The sequence below is a fragment of the Streptomyces monashensis genome, assembly GCF_001866665.1.
Classification (GTDB): Bacteria; Actinomycetota; Actinomycetes; order Streptomycetales; family Streptomycetaceae; genus Streptomyces; species Streptomyces monashensis.
On sequence record NZ_MLYO01000024.1, the window covers coordinates 266,319 to 286,105 of the forward strand.

At 70.9% G+C, this 19,787-nt stretch carries 18 protein-coding genes; 11 read left to right on the forward strand and 7 right to left on the reverse strand.

The features are described 5' to 3' along the window. The first annotated feature begins 274 nt into the window (after window positions 1-274). Entirely contained in the window at window positions 275-2,092 is a 1,818-nt protein-coding gene (locus BIV23_RS14885; protein ID WP_071381294.1) for a phosphoenolpyruvate carboxykinase (GTP), read from the forward strand. A 232-nt stretch (window positions 2,093-2,324) separates the two neighbouring features. Then, window positions 2,325-2,492: a hypothetical protein gene (locus BIV23_RS50290; protein ID WP_177239896.1), complete on the forward strand. Its 168-nt coding sequence runs from the start codon at window positions 2,325-2,327 to the stop codon at window positions 2,490-2,492. A 21-nt stretch (window positions 2,493-2,513) separates the two neighbouring features. Here the strand turns inward: BIV23_RS50290 and BIV23_RS14890 are convergent, their stop codons facing one another. Next, window positions 2,514-2,945 carry an SCO4983 family protein gene (locus tag BIV23_RS14890; protein ID WP_071381295.1) on the reverse strand — a complete coding sequence of 144 codons (432 nt, stop codon included), beginning with the start codon at window positions 2,943-2,945 and terminating at the stop codon, window positions 2,514-2,516. A 103-nt stretch (window positions 2,946-3,048) separates the two neighbouring features. Continuing rightward, window positions 3,049-4,260: a pyridoxal phosphate-dependent aminotransferase gene (locus BIV23_RS14895; RefSeq protein ID WP_071381296.1), complete on the reverse strand. Its 1,212-nt coding sequence runs from the start codon at window positions 4,258-4,260 to the stop codon at window positions 3,049-3,051. Between the two features lie 134 nt (window positions 4,261-4,394). Here BIV23_RS14895 and BIV23_RS14900 point away from each other — a divergent pair, with 134 nt between their 5' ends. Further along, the gene (locus BIV23_RS14900; protein WP_071381297.1) at window positions 4,395-6,170 is read left to right on the forward strand and encodes a P-loop NTPase fold protein; all 1,776 of its coding nucleotides are present in this window, start codon (window positions 4,395-4,397) and stop codon (window positions 6,168-6,170) included. 135 nt (window positions 6,171-6,305) lie between these two features. After that, entirely contained in the window at window positions 6,306-7,163 is an 858-nt protein-coding gene (locus BIV23_RS14905) for a trypsin-like serine peptidase (protein WP_071381298.1), read from the forward strand. A gap of 10 nt (window positions 7,164-7,173) precedes the next feature. Here the strand turns inward: BIV23_RS14905 and BIV23_RS14910 are convergent, their stop codons facing one another. Continuing rightward, on the reverse strand, window positions 7,174-8,784 hold the full coding sequence (locus tag BIV23_RS14910) for an N-acyl-D-amino-acid deacylase family protein (protein WP_071381299.1): 1,611 nt from the start codon (window positions 8,782-8,784) through the stop codon (window positions 7,174-7,176). Between the two features lie 292 nt (window positions 8,785-9,076). Next, window positions 9,077-10,351, reverse strand: coding sequence for an amino acid deaminase (locus tag BIV23_RS14915; protein ID WP_071381300.1), 1,275 nt, complete (start codon window positions 10,349-10,351; stop codon window positions 9,077-9,079). A gap of 162 nt (window positions 10,352-10,513) precedes the next feature. Here BIV23_RS14915 and BIV23_RS14920 point away from each other — a divergent pair, with 162 nt between their 5' ends. From BIV23_RS14920 to BIV23_RS14940, 5 genes are all read left to right on the forward strand, one after another. Next, window positions 10,514-11,524 carry a sugar kinase gene (locus BIV23_RS14920; RefSeq protein WP_079173160.1) on the forward strand — a complete coding sequence of 337 codons (1,011 nt, stop codon included), beginning with the start codon at window positions 10,514-10,516 and terminating at the stop codon, window positions 11,522-11,524. Continuing rightward, a complete protein-coding gene (locus BIV23_RS14925) occupies window positions 11,521-12,282 on the forward strand; it encodes an IclR family transcriptional regulator (protein ID WP_071381301.1) in 762 nt (253 codons plus the stop codon). Before BIV23_RS14920 ends, BIV23_RS14925 begins: the two co-directional genes overlap by 4 nt. Continuing rightward, a complete protein-coding gene (locus tag BIV23_RS14930; protein ID WP_071381302.1) occupies window positions 12,282-12,692 on the forward strand; it encodes a RidA family protein in 411 nt (136 codons plus the stop codon). Before BIV23_RS14925 ends, BIV23_RS14930 begins: the two co-directional genes overlap by 1 nt. Window positions 12,693-12,813: 121 nt before the next feature. Next, on the forward strand, window positions 12,814-14,298 hold the full coding sequence (locus tag BIV23_RS14935) for a GntP family permease (RefSeq protein ID WP_071381303.1): 1,485 nt from the start codon (window positions 12,814-12,816) through the stop codon (window positions 14,296-14,298). A gap of 101 nt (window positions 14,299-14,399) precedes the next feature. Continuing rightward, on the forward strand, window positions 14,400-14,990 hold the full coding sequence (locus tag BIV23_RS14940; protein ID WP_071381304.1) for a prolipoprotein diacylglyceryl transferase: 591 nt from the start codon (window positions 14,400-14,402) through the stop codon (window positions 14,988-14,990). 80 nt (window positions 14,991-15,070) lie between these two features. Here BIV23_RS14940 and BIV23_RS14945 read toward each other — a convergent pair whose 3' ends face one another. Both BIV23_RS14945 and BIV23_RS14950 read right to left on the reverse strand, forming a co-directional pair. Continuing rightward, the gene (locus BIV23_RS14945; protein WP_071381305.1) at window positions 15,071-15,271 is read right to left on the reverse strand and encodes a DUF397 domain-containing protein; all 201 of its coding nucleotides are present in this window, start codon (window positions 15,269-15,271) and stop codon (window positions 15,071-15,073) included. A gap of 8 nt (window positions 15,272-15,279) precedes the next feature. Continuing rightward, window positions 15,280-16,131 (reverse strand): helix-turn-helix domain-containing protein, encoded by an 852-nt coding sequence (locus BIV23_RS14950; protein ID WP_071381306.1) that lies wholly within the window; start codon window positions 16,129-16,131, stop codon window positions 15,280-15,282. A gap of 189 nt (window positions 16,132-16,320) precedes the next feature. Between BIV23_RS14950 and BIV23_RS14955 the strand changes: the two genes are divergently transcribed. After that, window positions 16,321-16,725 (forward strand): ATP-binding protein, encoded by a 405-nt coding sequence (locus tag BIV23_RS14955; RefSeq protein ID WP_071381307.1) that lies wholly within the window; start codon window positions 16,321-16,323, stop codon window positions 16,723-16,725. A gap of 71 nt (window positions 16,726-16,796) precedes the next feature. Here BIV23_RS14955 and BIV23_RS14960 read toward each other — a convergent pair whose 3' ends face one another. Further along, on the reverse strand, window positions 16,797-18,515 hold the full coding sequence (locus BIV23_RS14960; RefSeq protein WP_071381374.1) for a chitinase: 1,719 nt from the start codon (window positions 18,513-18,515) through the stop codon (window positions 16,797-16,799). 392 nt (window positions 18,516-18,907) lie between these two features. Here BIV23_RS14960 and BIV23_RS14965 point away from each other — a divergent pair, with 392 nt between their 5' ends. After that, the gene (locus BIV23_RS14965; protein WP_245790534.1) at window positions 18,908-19,735 is read left to right on the forward strand and encodes a hypothetical protein; all 828 of its coding nucleotides are present in this window, start codon (window positions 18,908-18,910) and stop codon (window positions 19,733-19,735) included. The last annotated feature ends 52 nt before the right edge of the window (window positions 19,736-19,787 follow it).

Genomic DNA, 19,787 nt, shown 5'->3' on the forward strand with positions numbered 1-19,787 from the left:
GACACCGTAAGTCGCCCGTCAACGGCTGGTGGTGACCAGGGAAAACGCAAAAGAACTTTCAGCTGAATCCAACATGGACGCAAAGAATCATGGAAATCGTGGCATGGGTCACTGCGCTCACCTGTGACACCCCCTGGACAGATGGGCATTCGCGTCGGATGATCAAATGAGTGCGGTCGGCACCGGATGAGCGCACGCCTGATCGGCGCAGCGAAGCATCCGGGTCGCGGCCCCCACGGGGCGACAAACCAAAAACCCTCACTTAGGAGCAACCGTGGCGCGCGACAACGCGGCTCCCCTCCCCACCAACCACCAGGAACTGATCTCGTGGGTCAACGAGATCGCCGAACTGACGCAGCCGGACAGCGTGGTCTGGTGCGACGGCTCCGAGGCCGAGTACGAGCGGCTCGCCGACGAACTGGTCGCCAAGGGAACGTTCAGGAAGCTCGACCCGATCAAGCGCCCGCACTCCTACCACGCCGCCTCCGACCCCTCCGACGTCGCGCGCGTCGAGGACCGGACCTTCATCTGCTCCGAGAAGGAGGAGGACGCCGGTCCCACCAACCACTGGAAGGCCCCCGCCGAGATGCGGGAGATCTTCGCCGGTGAGAAGGGGGTCTTCCGCGGCTCGATGCGCGGCCGGACGATGTACGTCGTCCCGTTCTGCATGGGCCCGCTCGGCTCCAGGCTGTCCGCGATCGGCGTGGAGATCACCGACTCCGCCTACGTCGCCGTCTCCATGCGCACCATGACGCGCATGGGCCAGGCCGTCCTCGACGAACTCGGCGACGACGGCTTCTTCGTGAAGGCCGTGCACAGCCTCGGCGCCCCGCTGGAGGAGGGCCAGCAGGACGTTCCGTGGCCGTGCAACTCCACCAAGTACATCTCGCACTTCCCCGAGGACCGCGAGATCTGGTCCTACGGCTCCGGCTACGGCGGCAACGCCCTGCTCGGCAAGAAGTGCTACGCGCTGCGGATCGCCTCCGTCATGGCACGTGACGAGGGCTGGCTCGCCGAGCACATGCTGATCCTCAAACTCACCCCGCCGCAGGGCGAGTCCAAGTACGTCGCCGCGGCCTTCCCGAGTGCCTGCGGCAAGACCAACCTCGCCATGCTGGAGCCCACGATCTCCGGCTGGACCGTGGAGACCATCGGCGACGACATCGCCTGGATGCGCTTCGGCGAGGACGGCCGCCTGTACGCGATCAACCCCGAGGCCGGCTTCTTCGGCGTCGCGCCCGGCACCGGCGAGCACACCAACGCCAACGCGATGAAGACCCTGTGGGGCAACGCGGTCTTCACCAACGTCGCGCTCACCGACGACGGCGACGTGTGGTGGGAGGGCATGACGGAGGAGACCCCGGCCCACCTGACCGACTGGAAGGGCCGCGACTGGACCCCGGACTCGGCCGAGCCCGCCGCGCACCCCAACTCCCGCTTCACGGTCTCCGCCGCCCAGTGCCCGATCATCGCGCCCGAGTGGGAGGACCCCAGGGGCGTGCCGATCTCGGCGATCCTCTTCGGCGGCCGCCGCGCCTCCGCGGTGCCGCTGGTGACCGAGTCCTTCGACTGGAACCACGGCGTCTTCCTGGGCGCCAACGTGGCCTCCGAGAAGACCGCCGCCGCCGAGGGCAAGGTCGGCGAGCTGCGCCGCGACCCGTTCGCGATGCTGCCGTTCTGCGGCTACAACATGGGCGACTACATGGCCCACTGGATCGACGTGGCCAAGGACAAGGACCAGTCCAAGCTGCCGAAGATCTACTACGTCAACTGGTTCCGCAAGAACGACGAGGGCGCGTTCGTCTGGCCCGGCTTCGGCGAGAACTCCCGCGTCCTGAAGTGGATCGTGGACCGCCTCGACGGCAGGGCCGAGGGCGTCGAGACCCCGATCGGCGTGCTCCCGGCGAAGGGCGCGCTGGACACGAACGGTCTCGAACTGTCCGAGTCCGACCTGGACTTCCTGCTCACGGTCGACAAGGAGGTGTGGCGCGAGGAGGCCGCGCTCATCCCCGAGCACCTGAACACCTTCGGCGACCACACCCCGAAGGAGCTGTGGGACCAGTACCGCGCCCTGGTGGAGCGCCTCGGCTAGTCCCGCCCCGAACTCCACGGCCGGTTGGGATGCCCTGACCAGTGATCGTCACGACCGGCCGTGGGACGACCCCGGGTGCCCCGCACAACGGCGTGCGGGGCACCCGTGTCAGTTGCGGTGCTCGTGATGGAGGGCGCTCCCGTCAACTCTTGGGCGACTCGTCCGGCCGGCGGCGTGGCGAGGGGCTTTCGGGGTACTCGGTCGCCGTCCCACCGGAAGGAGGGATGAGCCCATGGCGAGCGGTGATCACTTCTATGCGAAGGACCGTCCGGAGCACCCGGTGCTGCCGGAGGACCGCCCCCGCGGCGGCAGCCCGGGCGCCGGCACGGCGCTGCACCTGTGGGTGCTCTACATCCTGCTGGCGGCCCTGGTCCTGGTCCTGTTCCTCATGTTCATCTGAACCTTCGTCCGACACCCACCGTCACGGCGCAACGCACCGCCGGTCCGCGTCCGCGGACGGGGTGATCGCTGCGGCATGGGCGTCCATGCGCCCGGCCGTCAGGATCGCCACCGCCGTGTCGGCCCGTGACGCGGCGACGACGAGGGCACGGCCCGCGAGGGTGTGCGCGCGCCGGTGCAGCGCGGCGGGGTCGCCGGTGGCGGACGCGGTGGCCCTCAGCGGGGGGCGCCCGCCGCGGAGCCGGGCCACCTGTGCGGCGAGCCGCTCGGCGGCGGAGTCCAGGTCGGCCGACGGGGTCAGCCCGCGCAGTTCGTCAGTGACCGCGAGCAGCGCGGCGAGGTGTCCGGCGAGCTGGATGTCCAGCTCCTCCTCGCGCGAGCGGTGGGGGAAGTCGGAGGAGGCGGCGCCGGCCATCGTGCTGTGCACCGACTTGCTGCGGATCGGTTCGTACATGGGGGATGGCCTCCTGTGCGTGACAGGAAGCCATCCTAGCTTGGAATTCGTCTAAAGTTGAGTCGGTTCACGGAACGCGGCCCACCGGCTACGGTCCGCTCGGCTACGCCTGGCTGTATCCGTCCAGGAAGTTCCCGATCCGGGTGATCGCGTCGCGCAGATCGCCGACCGTCGGCAGGGTCACCACCCGGAAGTGGTCCGGCTCGGGCCAGTTGAAGCCCGTGCCCTGCACGACCATGATCTTCTCCTGGCGGAGCAGGTCCAGGACCATCTGCCGGTCGTCCTTGATCTTGAAGACCTGCGGGTCGAGGCGCGGGAAGAGATACAGCGCGCCCTTGGGCCGTACGCAGCTCACGCCCGGGATCTGGGTCAGCAGCTCATGGGCGGTGTCGATCTGCTCCTTCAGCCGGCCGCCCGGCAGCACCAGGTCGTTGATCGACTGGCGTCCGCTGAGCGCGGCGACCACCCCGTGCTGCCCCGGCATGTTGGCGCACAGGCGCATGTTCGCCAGGATCGTCAGGCCCTCGATGTAGGAGTCGGCGTGCGCGCGCGGCCCGGAGATCGACATCCAGCCCACCCGGTACCCGGCCACCCGGTACGCCTTCGACATGCCGTTGAAGGTGAGGGTGAGCAGATCGGGGGCGACCTTCGCGGTCGGGGTGTGCGTGGCGCCGTCGTAGAGGATCTTGTCGTAGATCTCGTCGGAGCAGACCAGCAGATTGTGCCGGCGGGCGATGTCCGTCAGCCCCTTGAGCACCGCCTCGTCGTAGACCGCGCCCGTGGGGTTGTTCGGGTTGATGATCACGATCGCCTTGGTGCGGTCGGTGACCTTGCGCTCGATGTCGGCGAGGTCCGGCGTCCAGTCCGCCTGCTCGTCGCAGCGGTAGTGCACGGCCGTGCCGCCGGCGAGGGAGACCGCGGCGGTCCACAGCGGGTAGTCCGGCGCCGGTACGAGCACCTCGTCGCCGTCGTCGAGCAGGCCCTGCATGGCCATCACGATCAGCTCGGAGACGCCGTTGCCGATGAAGACGTGCTCGACGTCGGTCTCGATGCCGAGCGTCTGGTTGTGCATGACGACCGCGCGCCGGGCGGCCAGCAGGCCCTTGGCGTCTCCGTACCCGTGGGCCGTCGAGACGTTGCGGAGGATGTCCTCCAGGATCTCCGGCGGGCACTCGAAGCCGAAGGCGGCCGGGTTGCCGGTGTTCAGCTTGAGGATGCGATGACCCGCTGACTCAAGCCGCATCGCCTCCTCGAGCACCGGGCCCCGGATCTCGTAACAGACGTTGGCGAGCTTGGTCGACTGGATCACCTGCATACGTGTGAGCTTACGACCCGGTATCGCCTCCCGGGCCGTGTCTTCCGCCACGTGAGATGCGCGGGTGGTGTCACCGGCCCGTCCGGGGGAAGGGAGAGTGCCGACACCTTCAGGCCCCGAGGGGGAGGGCGGGCATGGCGTTCTCGCTGTTGAACGACGAGCCGGTGACCGGGGCGGACGCCGATCTGCTGGGCACGGGCCGGGCCGCGCGGGAACTGGCCCGGCTGCTCCACGACTCCCGCGCCGCCACCCCCTTCACCCTGGCCGTCGACGCCGGGTGGGGGATGGGCAAGAGCAGCCTGATGCGGCTGATCGAGGCCGAGCTGCGACAGCGCGAGGACGTGGCGACCGTCTGGTACAACGCGTGGACCTCGACCGGGGCGGACGCGCTGGAAGGGCTCATCAAGTCCGTGCTGCTGCGCTTCGACCGGCGGGTGCTGCGGCGGGCGCTGAACCGGCTGTCCGAGCGGCGCACGCTCGTCGCGGCGGTCCGCGCGGCGGCAACGGCCGCGGCGGTGCCGCTCGGCGTGGCCGGGCTCGTCGACCGGCTGTGGCAGCAGCTGTCCGTCGACGCCACGTCCCGCAACGCGATGCGGGACGCCCTGCGCCAACTGGCCACGGAATGGGCCGAGTCGGCGCAGCACGAGCCACGGCGGCTGCTCGTCGTCTTCATCGACGACCTCGACCGCTGCGCGCAGGAGACGGTGCTCGCGGTGTGCGAGGCGGTCAAGGTCTATCTCGACGTGCCGGGCCTCGCCTTCGTCGTCGGCTGCGACCGCTCGGCGCTCGGCGCGTCGGGCCTGCTGCGGGACCTGTCGCCGGCCGGATCGGCGTTCATGGAGAAGATCTTCCAGACCAGCTACCGGCTGCCGGTGCCGAGCGCGGACGACATCGCCGTGTACGTCCGCCGGTGCGCGGTCCGCTCGGGCCTGCGGGAACTGCTGGACGAGGACCTGGTCCGGCTGATCGCCGACCGCTGCGCCCGCAACCCGCGCCGGATCAAGCGGCTCATCAACGGCTTCGGGCTGGAGTACGGGCTCAACCCGGTGTGGTACGAGGCCGACCCGGAAGCGGTGGTCAGGACGTTACTGCTCCAGCACCTGTACGCCGACTTCTACCGCACCCTGCTCGCGGGCGACCTGAACCACCCCGACGCGGCCCGGGAGTTCCTGGACTACCGCAGAGCGCGCCGGGTGCTGGGCAGCCCCTCTGCGGCGCCCGACCCGGAGGACTGGCGGGTCGCGGTCTCCTGCGTCGCGGGGCACGGCCTGACCCCGCCGCCCCGGGACCGGCCCGAGGAGTGGGAGGCGGCGCTGGCCCGGCTGGAGGAGCATCTGCCCACCGATTTCCCGGTGCTGGAGCGGGACCGGAACTTCGTGACGCTGCTTCAGGAGCTGATGGACCTGGAGGGCGCCGCGGAGCTGCTGCGCCGGCTCCGGGACGGCGCGGCGCCGGTCACGGCGGTGTACCCCGGCGCGGACCGGCCCCCCGCGGACGGGGGGAGCCCGGAGCCCCCGACGCCGTACGCGGGCGCGCAGGTGCTCTGGGTGGACGACCACCCGGGGAACAACGACCTGGAGGTGTGGCGTCTGGAGTCGCGCGGAGCGCGGGTGTGGCGCGCCACCGACGCCCGGGACGCCGAGCGGGTCCTCGTCGGCAACCGGATCGACCTGCTGCTCTCGGACGTGGGGCGGGGCTGGGACGGCGACGCCGGGTTCGCCGCGCTGCGGCGCTGGCGCGACAGCGGGCGCTACGCGGGGCCGGTGGTCTTCTACACCGGCCGGATCACGCCGAACCGACTGGAGCGCTGCGACCGGCTCGGCGCGCGGATCACCACGTCCCCCGCGGAGTTGGCCCGCCTGGTCGACGCCGTGCTGCGGGAGGTGCCGGCCGCCCGCGCGGACGACTGAGCAGGCACAGGGAAACCCCTATGGCGCTCTCCGCCTTCTTGTTCACACCCCCCTCTCGCCTTGAGAATGCGCATGACAAACATGAGGGCGGCCGGAAGATCTCCGGTCGCCCATGTCGTCAGAGGGGACCCCCACATGAACAAGCCTCTCCTTGCCGTGCTCTCCTCCGTGGCCCTCGCCGCCCTGGGCGCCACCCCGGCGGTGGCCGCTGCGCACCCGGCGCAGCCGCACACCGCCAGGGCGGCCGCGGCCAAGGCGGTCACGGTCGACTTCGCCGGCACCGTCTCGCTCAGCAACTGCTCCGGCTCGGTCATCCGCTTCCCCAACTCCGCGGACACCGACCCGGCCCTCGTCCTCACCAACGGCCACTGCCTGGAGACCGGCTTCCCCGGCCCCGGTGAGGTCATCACCGGCCAGTCCTCCAGCCGCACCTTCGGCCTGCTGAACTCCGCCGGCAACAAGATCGCCACCCTGCGCGCCGACCAGGTCGTGTACTCGACCATGACGGACACGGACGTCACGATCTACCGCACGACCACCACGTACGCGGTGATCAAGAAGAGCTACGGCATCAGCCCGCTGACCGTGCAGGACACCCACCCGACGGCCGGCGCCGCCATCAAGGTGGTCTCCGGGTACTGGAAGACGATCTACAGCTGCAACGTGGACGGCTTCGTGTACCGGCTGAAGGAGGGCGACTGGACCTGGAAGGACTCCCTGCGCTACACCTCCGCCTGCAACACCATCGGCGGCACCTCCGGCTCCCCGGTGATCGACACCGCCACCGGCAACGTCGTGGCCGTCAACAACACCGGCAACGAGGACGGCGAGCGCTGCACCGAGAACAACCCCTGCGAGGTCGACGAGAGCGGCAACGTCACCGTCCGCCAGGGCATCAACTACGCCGAGGAGACGTACAACATCCCGGCCTGCTTCACCACCGGCAACAAGCTGAACCTGGACGCCTCCGGCTGCACCCTGCCCAAGCCGTAGGGAATCCAGGTCACGTGGCGGTACGGCGGACGGAGCGGCCCGCGAGCACGTCCGTCCGCCTGCCGTCCTCGATGACGAACCGGCCGTCGACGAGGACGTACGGGATCCCCACGGGCAGCCTGCGCGGCTCGGCGAAGGTGGCGCCCGCCGCCACCGTCGCCGGGTCGAACAGCACCAGGTCGGCCCGGTACCCCTCGCGCACCAGCCCGCGGTCCGCCAGCCGCAGCCGGGCTGCGGGCCGGGACGTCAGATGCGCGACGCACTCCTCCAGTCCCAGCACCCCCGACTCACGTACGTAGTGCCCGAGATAGCGCGGGAACGTGCCGTACGCGCGCGGGTGCGGCTTGGAGCCCCGCAGGATGCCGTCCGAACCGCCGGTGTGCGCGCGGTGCCGCATGATCGCGCGGACGTTCTCCTCGTGCCCGACGTGCTGCAGGATCGTCGTGCCGAGCCGGTCCGCCAGCAGCAGGTGCCGGGCGGTGTCCCACGGGGACTCGCCGCGCAGCCGTGCCGCCTCCCGGACCGTACGGCCCACGAACGCGCCCAGCGCGGGGTCGGCGACGCCGGAGATCTCGATCGTCTCCCACTCCACCGGCACCCCGTGACAGCCGTCCGCGCCGGTCACCTCCAGGTCGTGCCGGATGCGCCCGGCCGTCGCCGGGTCGCCGAGCCGGGCCAGGACCTCCTCCGGCCCGCCCGCGCCCGCCCAGCTCGGCAGCAGCGCGGCCAGCGTGGTGGAGCCGGGCGTGTAGGGATAGCTGTCCAGCGTGATGTCCGCGCCGGCGCCGAGGGCCGCGTCGAGCAGGGCGAGCAGCTCGGGCGCCCGGCCCTTGTTCACGCCGAAGTTCATCGTCGCGTGGGCCAGGTGCAGCGGGCAGCCCGCCGCCCGGGTCAGCTCCACCATCTCGGCGTAGGCCGCCAGGGCGCCCGCGCCGTAGGAGCGGTGGTGCGGGCAGTAGTAGCCGCCGTACGACGCCACCACCCGGCACAGCTCGGTCAGTTCGGCGTCCGGGGCGTACATGCCGGGCGTGTACGTCAGCCCGGAGGACATCCCGACCGCGCCCTGCTCCATCCCCTCGGCCACCAACCGCCGCATCCGGACCAGCTCTTCCGGCGTCGCCGCGCGGTCCTCCCAGCCGACGGCGAGTGCCCGGACCGTGCCCTGGGGGACGAGGTACGCGGCGTTCACGGCGATGCCCCGGTCCAGCCGGTCCAGGTACTCCCCGACCGACCGCCAGTCGACGTCGAGGTCGTCGCCGTACCCGTTCCACCCGGTGATCGCCTGCCGCACCTCCTGGAGCGTGCGGTCGTCCACCGGCGCGTACGACAGCCCGTCCTGGCCGAGCACCTCCAGCGTGACCCCCTGCGCGGCCTTGGCGCTGTGGTCGGGGTCGCGCAGCAGGGCCAGGTCGGAGTGGGCGTGCATGTCGATGAAGCCGGGGGAGAGGACCAGTCCCTCCGCGTCCAGCTCCCGCATGGCGCGCGGGCGCTGGCAGCCGGCCTGGGCGGCCTCCTTGGCGATCGAGACGATCCGACCGCCGTCGATCACCACGTCGGCGCGGTACGACGGTTCGCCGCTGCCGTCCACGACGTCGGCGTCCCGGATGACGAGCTGCTCCACGGCGGTCCCTCCTGCGGGTCTAGGGGGTGTCGTTCGGATCATGCCGGCGTCGCGGGGTCTGGCACGCCCATCTGCGGCGTTGTCGTCGATCGCCGACTCCCCCACTCTCGGCTTCTCCCCCACGCTCGGCTTCTCCCCCACTCTCGGCTTCGCTCGAGCGGGAGGGGCCCCCAGCGCGGGAGGGGCCCCCATCGCGTCGACTCACTCCTCCGCCTTGCAGCCGCACGCACCAGACCCCGCTCGGGTCGGCCGACAGGCGCCGTTCCTCACGGCCGGCCTGATCCAAACGACCCTAGAAAAACGTACGGATGTAGTCGACGACCGTCCCGTCCGCCTCCGCCACCGGGATCAGCTGCCACTTGTCGAACGACGTGCAGGGGTGCGACAGCCCGAGCCCGACCCAGTCGCCGACCTCGAGGTCGGCGCCCGGTTCGGTGCGCAGCCAGGCGTGCTGGTCGGACAGCCCGGTCACGGTGATCCCGTCGGCCGGGCGCTCGACCTCGCCGCGGCGTACCACCTGGGCGGCGGGCAGGTCCAGGTCGTAGGCCGCGTCGCGCTTGCCCGCGTTGGCGAAGGCCTGCTCCGGGGTCGGCCGCGACACGACCTGCGCCCACAGCCGGAAGGCCGGCTCCAGCGCGCCCTCCTCCGGGACGCGGGCGAAGGGGGTGATCCGGCGGTAGTGCCCGTCGTCGTGCGAGACGTACGCCCCCGAGCGCAGCAGCTTCAGCACGGGCGCGGACAGCTCGGGGATCTCCGCGAACACCTCGGCCACCGTGTCGAACCAGCCGCTGCCGCCCGCGCTGACGACGATCTCCTCCGCGCCCTTGAACAGCCCGGCGCGGTCCAGCCCGGCGGCGAGCGCCACCAGGCGGCGCAGATACGCCCGCACCCGCTCCGGATCGGGCCGAGGCACCTCGCCCTCGTACCCGGCGACCCCGACGAGCCGCAGTGTGCCGGACGCGCGGCCCACGGCCTCGGCGACGGCCCGCGCGTCCGCCTCCGTGCGCACACCGGTGCGGGCTCCGTCACCGGCACCCAGCTCGACGACGACGTCGACGGGCCTGGCGCAGCCCCGCAGCGCGGCGTCCATCAGCTCGACCCCGCGCACGGAGTCGACGTAGGCGACGAACCGGAACCCGGGGTCGGCGGCCAGCTCGCCCGCGATCCACCGGAGGGCGGCGGCGTCGACCAGTTCATTGGCGAGGAAGATCCGCGGGACCCCGAACTCCCGGGCGACGCGCACCTGGTGGGGTACCGCCAGCGTGATGCCCCAGGCGCCGTGTTCGAGCTGGCGGTGGAAGAGCTGCGGGGCCATGGAGGTCTTGCCGTGCGGGGCGAAGGCCAGCCCGTGCCGGGCGGCGTACGCCTCCATCAGCGCCAGGTTGTGCTCCAGACGCTCGGCGGACAGCGCGAGGACGGGGGTGGCGAAGCCGTCGGCCGGGCGGAAGAGGTTGCGGCGCTGGGCGGCCAGGGCGCCGACGGTCAGGCCGTCGGCATCGGGCGGCAGGCCCTTGAAGCGGTGGTCGACACGTTCCTCGGCCAGCCGGGCGAGCGCTTCGGTGCGCATGGACCTCTCCTGACTGTTGCAATATGTGCAACGCTCATTGCATGTCTTGCTCACTGGTGTCTAGCATCTCGCCGACACCGGGTCAACGGAGCCGCCGCCCGGACATCGACAGGAGCCATCATCGACGACGCTGCTTACGCCGGAACCGTTCCGCACGAGCCTGTGGACGTCGTAGCGCTCGGCGAGTCCATGGTCACCTTCCTGCCCGGGGCCCCGGGCCGCCTCGCGGACGTGCCCTCCTTCGACCGCGCGATCGGCGGCGCCGAGTCCAACGTGGCCTGCGTGCTGGCGGCCGCCGGGCACTCCGCGCGGTGGGTGAGCCGGGTGGGGGCGGACGGGTTCGGACAGCACCTGGTGGAGCGGATCGCCGGGTACGGGGTCGACGTCCGCGCCGTACACCGGGACCCTGCCCGCCCGACGGGCATCTACTTCCGCACGGCCGGCGACCGCGGCACGGGCGCGCACGAGGTGGCGTACTACCGGACCGGTTCGGCGGCGTCGGCGATGAGCGTGGGCAACGTGGACCTGGCGGCGGTACGGGCGGGCCGGGTGCTGCACCTGTCGGGGATCACGGCGGCGCTGTCGCCCGAGTGCCGGGAGCTGATGGACGCGCTCACGGCACCCCGCGCCGGTCGGCCGCTGCTCTCCTTCGACGTGAACCACCGGCCGGGGCTGTGGCGTACGGCCGATGGGCCGCTGGTGCTGCTGGACCTTGCCCGGCGCGCGGACGTGGTGTTCGTGGGGGAGGACGAGGCGGCGCAGGCCTGGGGGATCGAGGGCGGCCCCGAGGCCGTCCGCGAGGCGCTGCCCGAGCCGGACGTGCTGGTGGTGAAGCGGGGTGCGAGGGGCGCGACGGCGTTCGCGAGCCGTCGGCCGCCCGTCCTCGAACCGGCCCTGCGCGTGGACGTCGTCGCCACCACCGGCGCCGGCGACGCCTTCGCCGCCGGCTTCCTCTCCGCCACCCTGCGCGGCCTGCCCCTGCCGGCCCGGCTGCGGTACGGCCACCTCTTCGCCGCCGCGGCCCTCACCACCGCCGGCGACCTCGCCCCGCCGCCCGCCCGGGACCACGCCGACCGCCTGAGCGACCTCGACGGCGCCGCATGGGGGAGACTTCGACTCGGCCCCGGCTGGACGCAGGCCGACGCGGCCGAACAGGAGGCGAACACCCCATGAGTCAGACCGTCGACCGCGCCCTGAGCATCCTGCCGCTGCTCGCCGAGGGCCCCGCGGACCTCGGGCAGGTCGCCGACCGCCTGGGCGTCCACAAGTCCACGGCGCTGCGCCTTCTGCGCACGCTGCACGAACACGGCCTGGTCTACCGCCAGTCCGACCAGCGCTACCGCCTCGGCGCCCGCCTGTTCGCCCTCGCCCAGGAGGCGATGGAGAACCTCGACATCCGCGAGATCGCCCACCCCCACCTCGTCCGCCTCAACGAGGCCTGCGGCCACACCGTGCACCTCGCCGTCTACGAGGAGAACGAGGTCCTTTACATCGACAAGGTGGAGAGCCGCTACCCGGTCCGCATGTACTCCAGGATCGGCAAGCCCGTCGCCATCACGGTCGCGGCCGTCGCCAAGCTCCTCCTCGCCGACCTGCCCGAACCCGAGCGCCGCGCCGTCACGGACCAGCTCGACTACCCGATGTACACGGCCCGTTCGACCCCGAACGCCGAGGCCTTCCGCAGGGAACTCGCCACGGTGCGCGAACAGGGCTGGGCCACCGACCTCGGCGGCCACGAGGAGTCCATCAACTGCGTCGCCGCCCCCGTCCGCGGCGCCGACGGCCGGGTGGTCGCCGCGATGTCGGTCTCCGCGCCGAACGTGGTCGTCACCGCCGAGGAACTCCTCACCCTGCTCCCGCTGGTGCGCCGTACGGCGGACGCCATCAGCGGCGAGTACTCCGGCAGAACCCCGATCAAGGAAACCACCTGATGACCGAGAAGACCGCGCTCACCCCCAAGACCCACACCACCCCGCCCGCGAAGTTCTCGCACGGTGTGAAGAAGGGCAACATCCTCCAGGTCGCCGGCCAGGTCGGCTTCCTGCCCGCCGAGGACGGCAGGCCCCCGACGCCGGCCGGTCCCACCCTCGCCGAGCAGACCCTCCAGACCCTCGCCAACGTCAAGGCGATCCTCGAAGAGGGCGGCGCGGGCTGGGACGACGTGATGATGATCCGCGTCTATCTGACGGACGTGGACCACTTCGCCGAGATGAACGAGATCTACAACACCTACTTCGAGGAGCAGGGCCTCACCCAGCCGCCCGCCGCCCGGACCACGGTCTACGTCGGTCTCCCGGCCGGCCTCCTCATCGAGATCGACGCGCTCGCCGTACTCGGCTGAGTCCCTGACGGTCTCCCGCCACCCGCACGCCCCGCACGGCACGGCGCCCCACACCCCCGGGCCGCCGTGCCGCGCTCCCCCCTACCCAGAAGCACGATGCATTGACGAAGAGGACCCCCGAATGTCCTGCTCCTTGGCCGCGTCCGCCCCCATCACACCACCCCCGCCGCCCCACACCGGAGGCCTGCTCCTCCTCCTGGACGGCACCCCCGGACTCCTCACGGTCGCCGGGATCGGCATAGCCCTCCTCCTCTTCCTGATCATCAAGGTCAGGCTCCAGCCCTTCGTGGCCCTCCTCGCCGTCTCCATAGCCGTGGGCCTGCTGGCCGGCCTCTCGGTCACCGAACTCTTCGGCACCGTCCAGAGCTCCAGCGCCGTCTCCACCGTCGAGTCCGGCATGGGCGGCATCCTCGGCCACGTCGCGATCATCATCGGGCTGGGCACGATGCTCGGCGCGATCCTGGAGGTGAGCGGGGGAGCGGAGGTGCTGGCCGCGCGCCTGCTGACGTTGTTCGGCGAGAAGCGCGCCCCGCTGGCCATGGGCCTGACGGGCCTGGTCTTCGGTATCCCGGTCTTCTTCGACGTGGGCATCTTCGTCCTGGCCCCGCTGGTCTACGCGGCGGCGAAACGAGGCGGCAAGTCGATCCTCCTCTACTGCCTGCCCCTGCTCGCCGGCCTCTCCATGACCCATGCCTTCCTGCCCCCGCACCCCGGCCCGGTGGCGGCCGCCGGCCTCCTGCACGTCCAGCTCGGCTGGGTCATCCTCATGGGCGTCGTCTGCGGCATCCCCGCCGTGCTGGCCGCGTGGGCCTTCTCCGCCTGGATCGGCCGGCGGATCTTCGTCGCCGTACCGCAGGACATGGTGGAAGCGGCGGCGGAGGCGAAGCGGGCGGTGACGGCGGAACAGCGCGCGCACGGCGTGGAACCACGGGAGAAGCCGGTGCCCCTGGGCGTGGTCCTGGCGATCATCGGCACCCCCCTGATCCTGATCCTCGCGGCCACCTTCTCCTCCATCGTCCTGGACCCGTCCCCCACCCGCTCGGTCCTCCAGTTCTTCGGCACCCCCATGGTGGCCCTGACGCTCGCCCTGCTCATGGCGTACTACCTGCTCGGCATCCGGCGCGGCTGGACCCGCAAGTCCCTTGAGGCGGTGTCCACTTCGTCGTTGAAGCCGGTCGGCAACATCCTGCTGGTCGTGGGCGCGGGCGGGGTCTTCGGCGCGGTGCTGAAGGCGAGCGGAGTGGCCCAGGCCCTGTCGGACACCTTCCACGGCGTGGGCCTCCCGGTGATCGTCCTCGCCTACCTGATCTCGCTCGTCCTGCGGGTGGCGCAGGGCTCGGCGACGGTGGCGATCGTGACGACGGCGGGCATCGTGGCCCCGCTGCTCACCGAGGGCGACCACTCCCAGGCCTTCGTCGCCCTGGTCATCATGGCGATCTCGGCGGGCTCGATCTTCGCCTCGCACGTGAACGACGGCGGCTTCTGGATGGTCGCCAAGTACTTCGGCATCAGCGAACGCGACACGCTGCGCACCTGGACCGTCCTGGAGTCCGTGCTCTCGGTGGCCGGTTTCGCGGTGGCGGCGGCGGTGAGCCTGTTCGTCTGAAGCCTCGGAAAGGCCCTGAAGGCTCCGAAGGTGACTGATGTTGCCCCTGGGATGAGCGGTCCGACTGGTTCCGGCACAGGGAAGTCGTCCATACTGCCGCCGTGGAGCAGCGCACAGGAGCGAGCAGCAAGCCGTCGAAGGCCGAGCCGTTGAAGACCGAGCCCGTCACGGGCGCCGGTTTCGACCCGGCCTTCATCCCGGGGCTCACGGCTCCGGCCAAGGCGGACACGTCGACGACGAAGGAGGCGACGGCCGCCGAACCGGGGGAGCCCGAGAAGTCGGACGAACCGGAGGAGTCGGTCGATTCCGATAAGTCGGAGAAGTCCGGGAAGCCGGCGGAGCCCGGGGAGGCCGACGGGACTGACGCGTCCCCCGACGCCACGGACGGCGACGGCCCGGTCTTCGAGGCGTCCGACCGCCGGGCGCGGATAGTGGCCGACCGCAAGGGCATCCGCCTCCGCCTCGACGAGGAGTCCTGCGAGTTCCGCTGGGACGAGATCGCGGCGGTCGAGACGGAGTCCCCCCGCTTCGGCAAGCGCTACACGATCACGGTCCACACCCCCGAGCGCCGCTGGTACCCGATCGAGATCGAGGCGACGTCGAAGTCCCGCTTCAAGGAGTGGGACGAGCAGATCGACGCGGTGCTGGACGCGTACTTCGAGGACGGCGAGGAAGCCGAGCAGGGCGACTGACGGGTACCCCGGCGAGGGAAGGCGCGGGTGGCTCGGGCGGGCGTCCTGGAGTCCCGCCCAAACCTTCCTCACCCTGGCTGTCACCAGCGCCACCGGCTGGACCGCTTCAGGGCGTCGATGAAGGGGGCGAAGGCGGTGGCGGGGAAAGTGAGGGTGGCTCGGGCGGGGGCTTTGGAGTCGCGGAGGGCTATGTGGGTGTCCTGGTCGGCCACTTCGACGCAGTCGTTCCCCTCACCGCCGCCGGAGTAGGACGACTTCTTCCACGAGGTGGGGGCGCTCATGCGGGTCCTCACAACTCCTTCGTGAGCCGGTGGATGAGATCGCGCGACTGCTGAGGGGACAGTGCCTGTTCCTTCACCTTACGGAAGAGCCTTCGGAAGTGCTCCAGTTGGGCCTCCGAGTCCACGAAGGCCGTGCCGTGGGGAGCGTCGCGTACGACGGTGTCCAGCCGTGGGACCGATCCGCCCAGGTGCACCATGGTGCTTCCAGCTCCGGCGAAGTCGTCCAGCGCGAGGGGGACGACCCGCACCGTGACGTGGTCGGCCTCGGACACCTCCAGGATGCGGCCGAGCTGGGACCGGGAGGCTGCCCGCCCGGCCACCCTGATCCGCAGCGCCGCTTCATGGATCACGGTCTCGTACGGGATGGGGTCGGCGCCCTCGATGACGACCCTCCGCTTCATTCGATGTGCAACCCGGAGATCCACCTCGCTGTCCGGGAACTCGGGGTTCATGTAGGCGAAGAGGGCTCGGGCGTAGTTCTCGGTCTGGAGAAGTCCGGGCACGTGGATCACCGCCACGTCGTTGCGGAACCTCGCGTGATGGTCCAGCTCGGCGAGATCCTGGTAGGCGGCGGGCAGCGTGCCCCGGTACTCCTCCCACCACCCACGGGTTCTGTCGGTCGCCATGTCGGCGAGCGCTTCGATCAACTCGGCGTCGGAGCAGGTGTAGTTGGCGGCGAGCCGCCGGACCCGCTGCTCACTCACGCCCGCGATACCGGACTCGATCTGGCTCATCTGGACGGAGTTCGTCCCCAGCAGGCCGGCTGCCTCGGTTGCCTTGAGTCCGGCGGCCTCGCGCAGCCTGCGTAGTTCGGTGCCCAGGCGTACCTGGCGTGCTGTGGGGTGCCGTCGTGCTGGCACAGCGCCCTTCTTTCCTCAACGGCCCTGGTGAGGTGACTCGTTCGGGGTCACGTTACGCGACCTGCTTGCAGCGAATGAAATTTATGCCCTACCGTCAGTGACGTACCGCACACGCAGCGGAAGTGCACCGCGTTTACGCGGCGTTGCCACCCTGCGCGCGAAATCCACCTCCACCGGAGTTGATGACGCATGCCCGAAACCTGGGACTACACCCTCCACATCCCCAACGACCCCAGAGCCGTCACGGTGTGCCGCCGCACCCTGCGCCTGATCCTCACCCTGCACGGCCTGATCGGACTGGTGGACACCGCCGAACTGCTGGCGGCAGAGCTGGTGTCGAACGCGGTACGGCACACCAAGGGCCCCGCCGCGCTCAGGGTCCGCCGCACCCCGGAGGGCGTCGTGTGGATCGGGGCGTGGGACACGGACCCGGCGCCGCCCGACCCTCCGTTGCCGCTGGAGGAGGTGGGGGAGTCGGAGGACGGGCGGGGTCTGGGGCTGGTGTCGGCCTGCGCGCAGGTGTGGGGGTGGCAGCCGTCGGCACGGTTCGGGGACCGGGGGAAGTACGTGTGGTGCGAACTCGCGGCGGCCTAGCCAGTTGATCACGGCAGGCGGCAACGCCCGGACCCTCTGGGTCCGGGCGTGACCGCCGCGTCTATCTCACCTCACGGCAGCGCATGTACATGCGCCCCCACCGAGTTCGACCAGGCGTTGCCCGATGCCGCGTCCCAGTTCGTGGACCAGGTCATGGCGCCCCGGAGGTCGGGGTACGTCTTGGACGGTTTGAAGGAGCCGCAGTTCGTGCCGGCCGTCAGGCAGTCGAGGGCGTTGTTCACCACGGTCGGTGACACGTAGCCGCTGCCCGCCGCGCTCGTCGAGGCGGGCAGGCCGAGGCCCACCTGGGACGGGGAGAGGCCGCCCTGGAGCTGGATGCAGGCGAGGGCGGTGAGGAAGTCCACCGAGCCCTGGCTGTAGACCTTGCCGTCGCAGCCCAGCATGGAACCGCTGTTGTAGTACTGCATGTTGACGACCGTCAGGATGTCCTTCACGTTGAGGGCCGTCTGGAAGTACGCGTTCGACGTCGACTGCATGTCGATCGTCTGCGGGGCCATCGTGAGGACGAGGGACGAGCCGGCCTTGGCGGACAGGGCGCGCAGCGCCTGTGTCATGTACGTCGCGTCGAGGCCGTTCTCCAGGTCGATGTCGACGCCGTCGAAGCCGTACGTCTGCATCAGCGCATAGACGGAGTTCGCGAAGTTCGTCGCCGACGTCGAGTCGCTGATCGACACCGTGCCGTTCTGGCCGCCGATCGAGATGACGACCTTCTTGCCCGCCGCCTGCTTCGCCTTGATGTCCGCCTTGAACTGGTCGACCGTGTAGCCGCCGAGGCCGGCCGAGTCGAGGTTGAAGGTCACCGCGCCCGGTGTCGTCGTCGCGTCGGCGAAGGCCACCGCGACGATGTCATAGGAGGAGGGGACGTCGGACAGCTTCTGGACGGTCGCGCCGTTGTTGAAGTTCTGCCAGTAGCCGGTCACCGCGTGCTTCGGCAGCACGCCCCCGCCCCCTCCGCCGCTCGATCCGGAGGCCGTCGTCGCCGTCACCGACGCCGACTTCGCCGACTCGCCCGCCGCGTTCGTCGCCGTCACCTGGAAGCCGTACGACGTGGCGGCGGTCAGCCCCGTCAGCGTTGCCGACGTGCCCGTCACCGTCGTCGCCTTCGTGCCGTCCTGGTAGACGTTGTAGCCCGTCGCGCCCGACACCGGGGTCCAGGAGAGGGTGGCCGAGGAGGACGTGGTGGACGAGACCGTGAGGCCGGTCGGGGTCGCCGGGACCGTGGGGGGCGGGGTGCCGCCGCCCCCGCCGCCGTCGGGGCCGTAGACCGAGACGTCGTCGGCGTAGTAGGCCGCCTGGCCGTACCACCCGTGCGTGTAGACCGTGACCGAGGTCGTTGACGCGCCCGTGGTGAAGGTCGTTGACAGCTGTTTCCAGGTGCTCGTGTCGGGGGTCCAGGTCGAGACGTCCGTCGTGCCCGTGCCCGTCACGCCCAGGTAGGAGTAGCCGCCCTGCACCCACGCGCTCAGCGTGTACGTCGAGTTGGGCGCGACCGCGACGGCCTGGGTGCACTGGGCGTCGTCCTGGCCGGCCGGGGTCGCCTTCAGGGCCGACGAGCCGCTGTGGACCGGGGAGGAGACGGTCGTACCGCTGCCCGCCGTGCACGTCCAGCCGCTCAGGCCCGACTCGAAGCCCGCGTTCGTCGCGTTGTTGACGTCCGCCGCGGCCGCCGGGGCCGCGGTCGCCGTGAGGCCCGCGACCGACAGGGCCAGGGTCGCGACGGCCGAGCACAGCAGGGTCAGGCGTCGTCTGCCGTATCCGGATCCGGGTATGCCTGTGTCTGGTGCAGCACGCTCCACTGGGGCCTCCGGGAGGGGAGATGGGGGAGATGGGGAGATGAGGGAAGTGGGGAGGGATGGTTGCCGGCGCTGGGCTGACAATTTGGTCCAGACCAATTCGGGTGTCAAGAGGTCCAGACCAAAATGGATTTCGGGGCCGCGCTCAACCTGTCCTGTTTTGGCGGGACTTGCGCGGTCCTTGTGCCAAGAGAGTTCCACGCGAGCTTCACAAACGCTGTTCTCCGGCCATACGGCCGTGGATACAGTGCTCAGGTAGTCACGCAGTGAAGTCGTCCCGGCGTCACGGGAGTGGCTCCGGACGGCCGGCGGGTGTGAAGAGCGGGGAGCTGCGCGTGCCAACTGCCATCGCCGTGACCAGTGCCGACATGGCGCTGCCGGCCCAGGACGAACGGACCGTGCCCGCCGTCGTGCTGAGCGGTATCGATCAGAAGCCGCTGGAGCAGGCGGTCGTGGAACTCCACGCCCTGATCGAGCAGTACGGGTACCTGGTCGTCGTCTGTTCCCGCGCTACGCCCGCGACCGTCATGCAGCGGCTGCACACCCTGCGCTCGCTGCTGGAGAGCGACCGTGTCGCCTTCCTCCGGCCCGGACTGCCCCCGCTCGGCATCGCCGTGCTCGCCCGGCAGCTGCGCCAGCTCGCCTCCTGCGATCTGAGCCCGGGGATCCTCGCCTCCGCCGGGCGGCTGCTCACCCACTACCTCCACGCCGGGGCGGTGCTGGGCTCGGTCGCGCGCCTGGACAGGGTGCCGGTGGGGCTCAAGGCCCATGCCAGATCCTGGGTGCCGGGCAGCCAGTTCGCCGTGCTGGCCCACCCCGAGCCGCAGCTCGTCAGGATCGCGCCCGGCGCCGCGCTCAAGGGGCCCGAGTTCAGCACCTGGATGCTCGTCGCCAAGGGGCGGTTGGAGAGCGAGTGGGTCGGCGGACTCGGCGGGCAGTGGAGCGTGCACGGTCTGCGCGAGGTCCCGCTGCCCGCCGAGTCCCGGGACTGGTGGGGCACCGGCCGGGTGATCGAGTTCTGCGGCCACCTCGCCGATCTGTCGGTCCTCTACCAACTGGTCACCTCCGTACGGCAGACCAGCTGTCACTGGTGCGGCCTGGACGTCATCGGTGACCTGTGCGTCTTCTGCTCCGCCACCCCGCCCGCCCACGAACCCGCCGCACCCCGCGCCCTGGAACAGCGCTCGCCCGCCTGACCAGACAACGCAAGACCAGTACGTCCCCGTCCCGCCGGCCGATTCCCCCAAT

Coding starts and splice junctions, on each gene's coding strand:
- BIV23_RS14965 (WP_245790534.1), top strand. CDS start 18,908: ATGGCGCTGCCGGCCCAGGACGAACGGACCGTGCCCGCCGTCGTGCTG.
- BIV23_RS14955 (WP_071381307.1), top strand. CDS start 16,321: ATGCCCGAAACCTGGGACTACACCCTCCACATCCCCAACGACCCCAGA.
- BIV23_RS14945 (WP_071381305.1), bottom strand. CDS start 15,271: ATGAGCGCCCCCACCTCGTGGAAGAAGTCGTCCTACTCCGGCGGCGGT.
- BIV23_RS14930 (WP_071381302.1), top strand. CDS start 12,282: ATGACCGAGAAGACCGCGCTCACCCCCAAGACCCACACCACCCCGCCC.
- BIV23_RS14895 (WP_071381296.1), bottom strand. CDS start 4,260: ATGCAGGTGATCCAGTCGACCAAGCTCGCCAACGTCTGTTACGAGATC.
- BIV23_RS14900 (WP_071381297.1), top strand. CDS start 4,395: ATGGCGTTCTCGCTGTTGAACGACGAGCCGGTGACCGGGGCGGACGCC.
- BIV23_RS14915 (WP_071381300.1), bottom strand. CDS start 10,351: ATGCGCACCGAAGCGCTCGCCCGGCTGGCCGAGGAACGTGTCGACCAC.
- BIV23_RS14890 (WP_071381295.1), bottom strand. CDS start 2,945: ATGTACGAACCGATCCGCAGCAAGTCGGTGCACAGCACGATGGCCGGC.
- BIV23_RS14925 (WP_071381301.1), top strand. CDS start 11,521: ATGAGTCAGACCGTCGACCGCGCCCTGAGCATCCTGCCGCTGCTCGCC.
- BIV23_RS14905 (WP_071381298.1), top strand. CDS start 6,306: ATGAACAAGCCTCTCCTTGCCGTGCTCTCCTCCGTGGCCCTCGCCGCC.
- BIV23_RS14935 (WP_071381303.1), top strand. CDS start 12,814: ATGTCCTGCTCCTTGGCCGCGTCCGCCCCCATCACACCACCCCCGCCG.
- BIV23_RS50290 (WP_177239896.1), top strand. CDS start 2,325: ATGGCGAGCGGTGATCACTTCTATGCGAAGGACCGTCCGGAGCACCCG.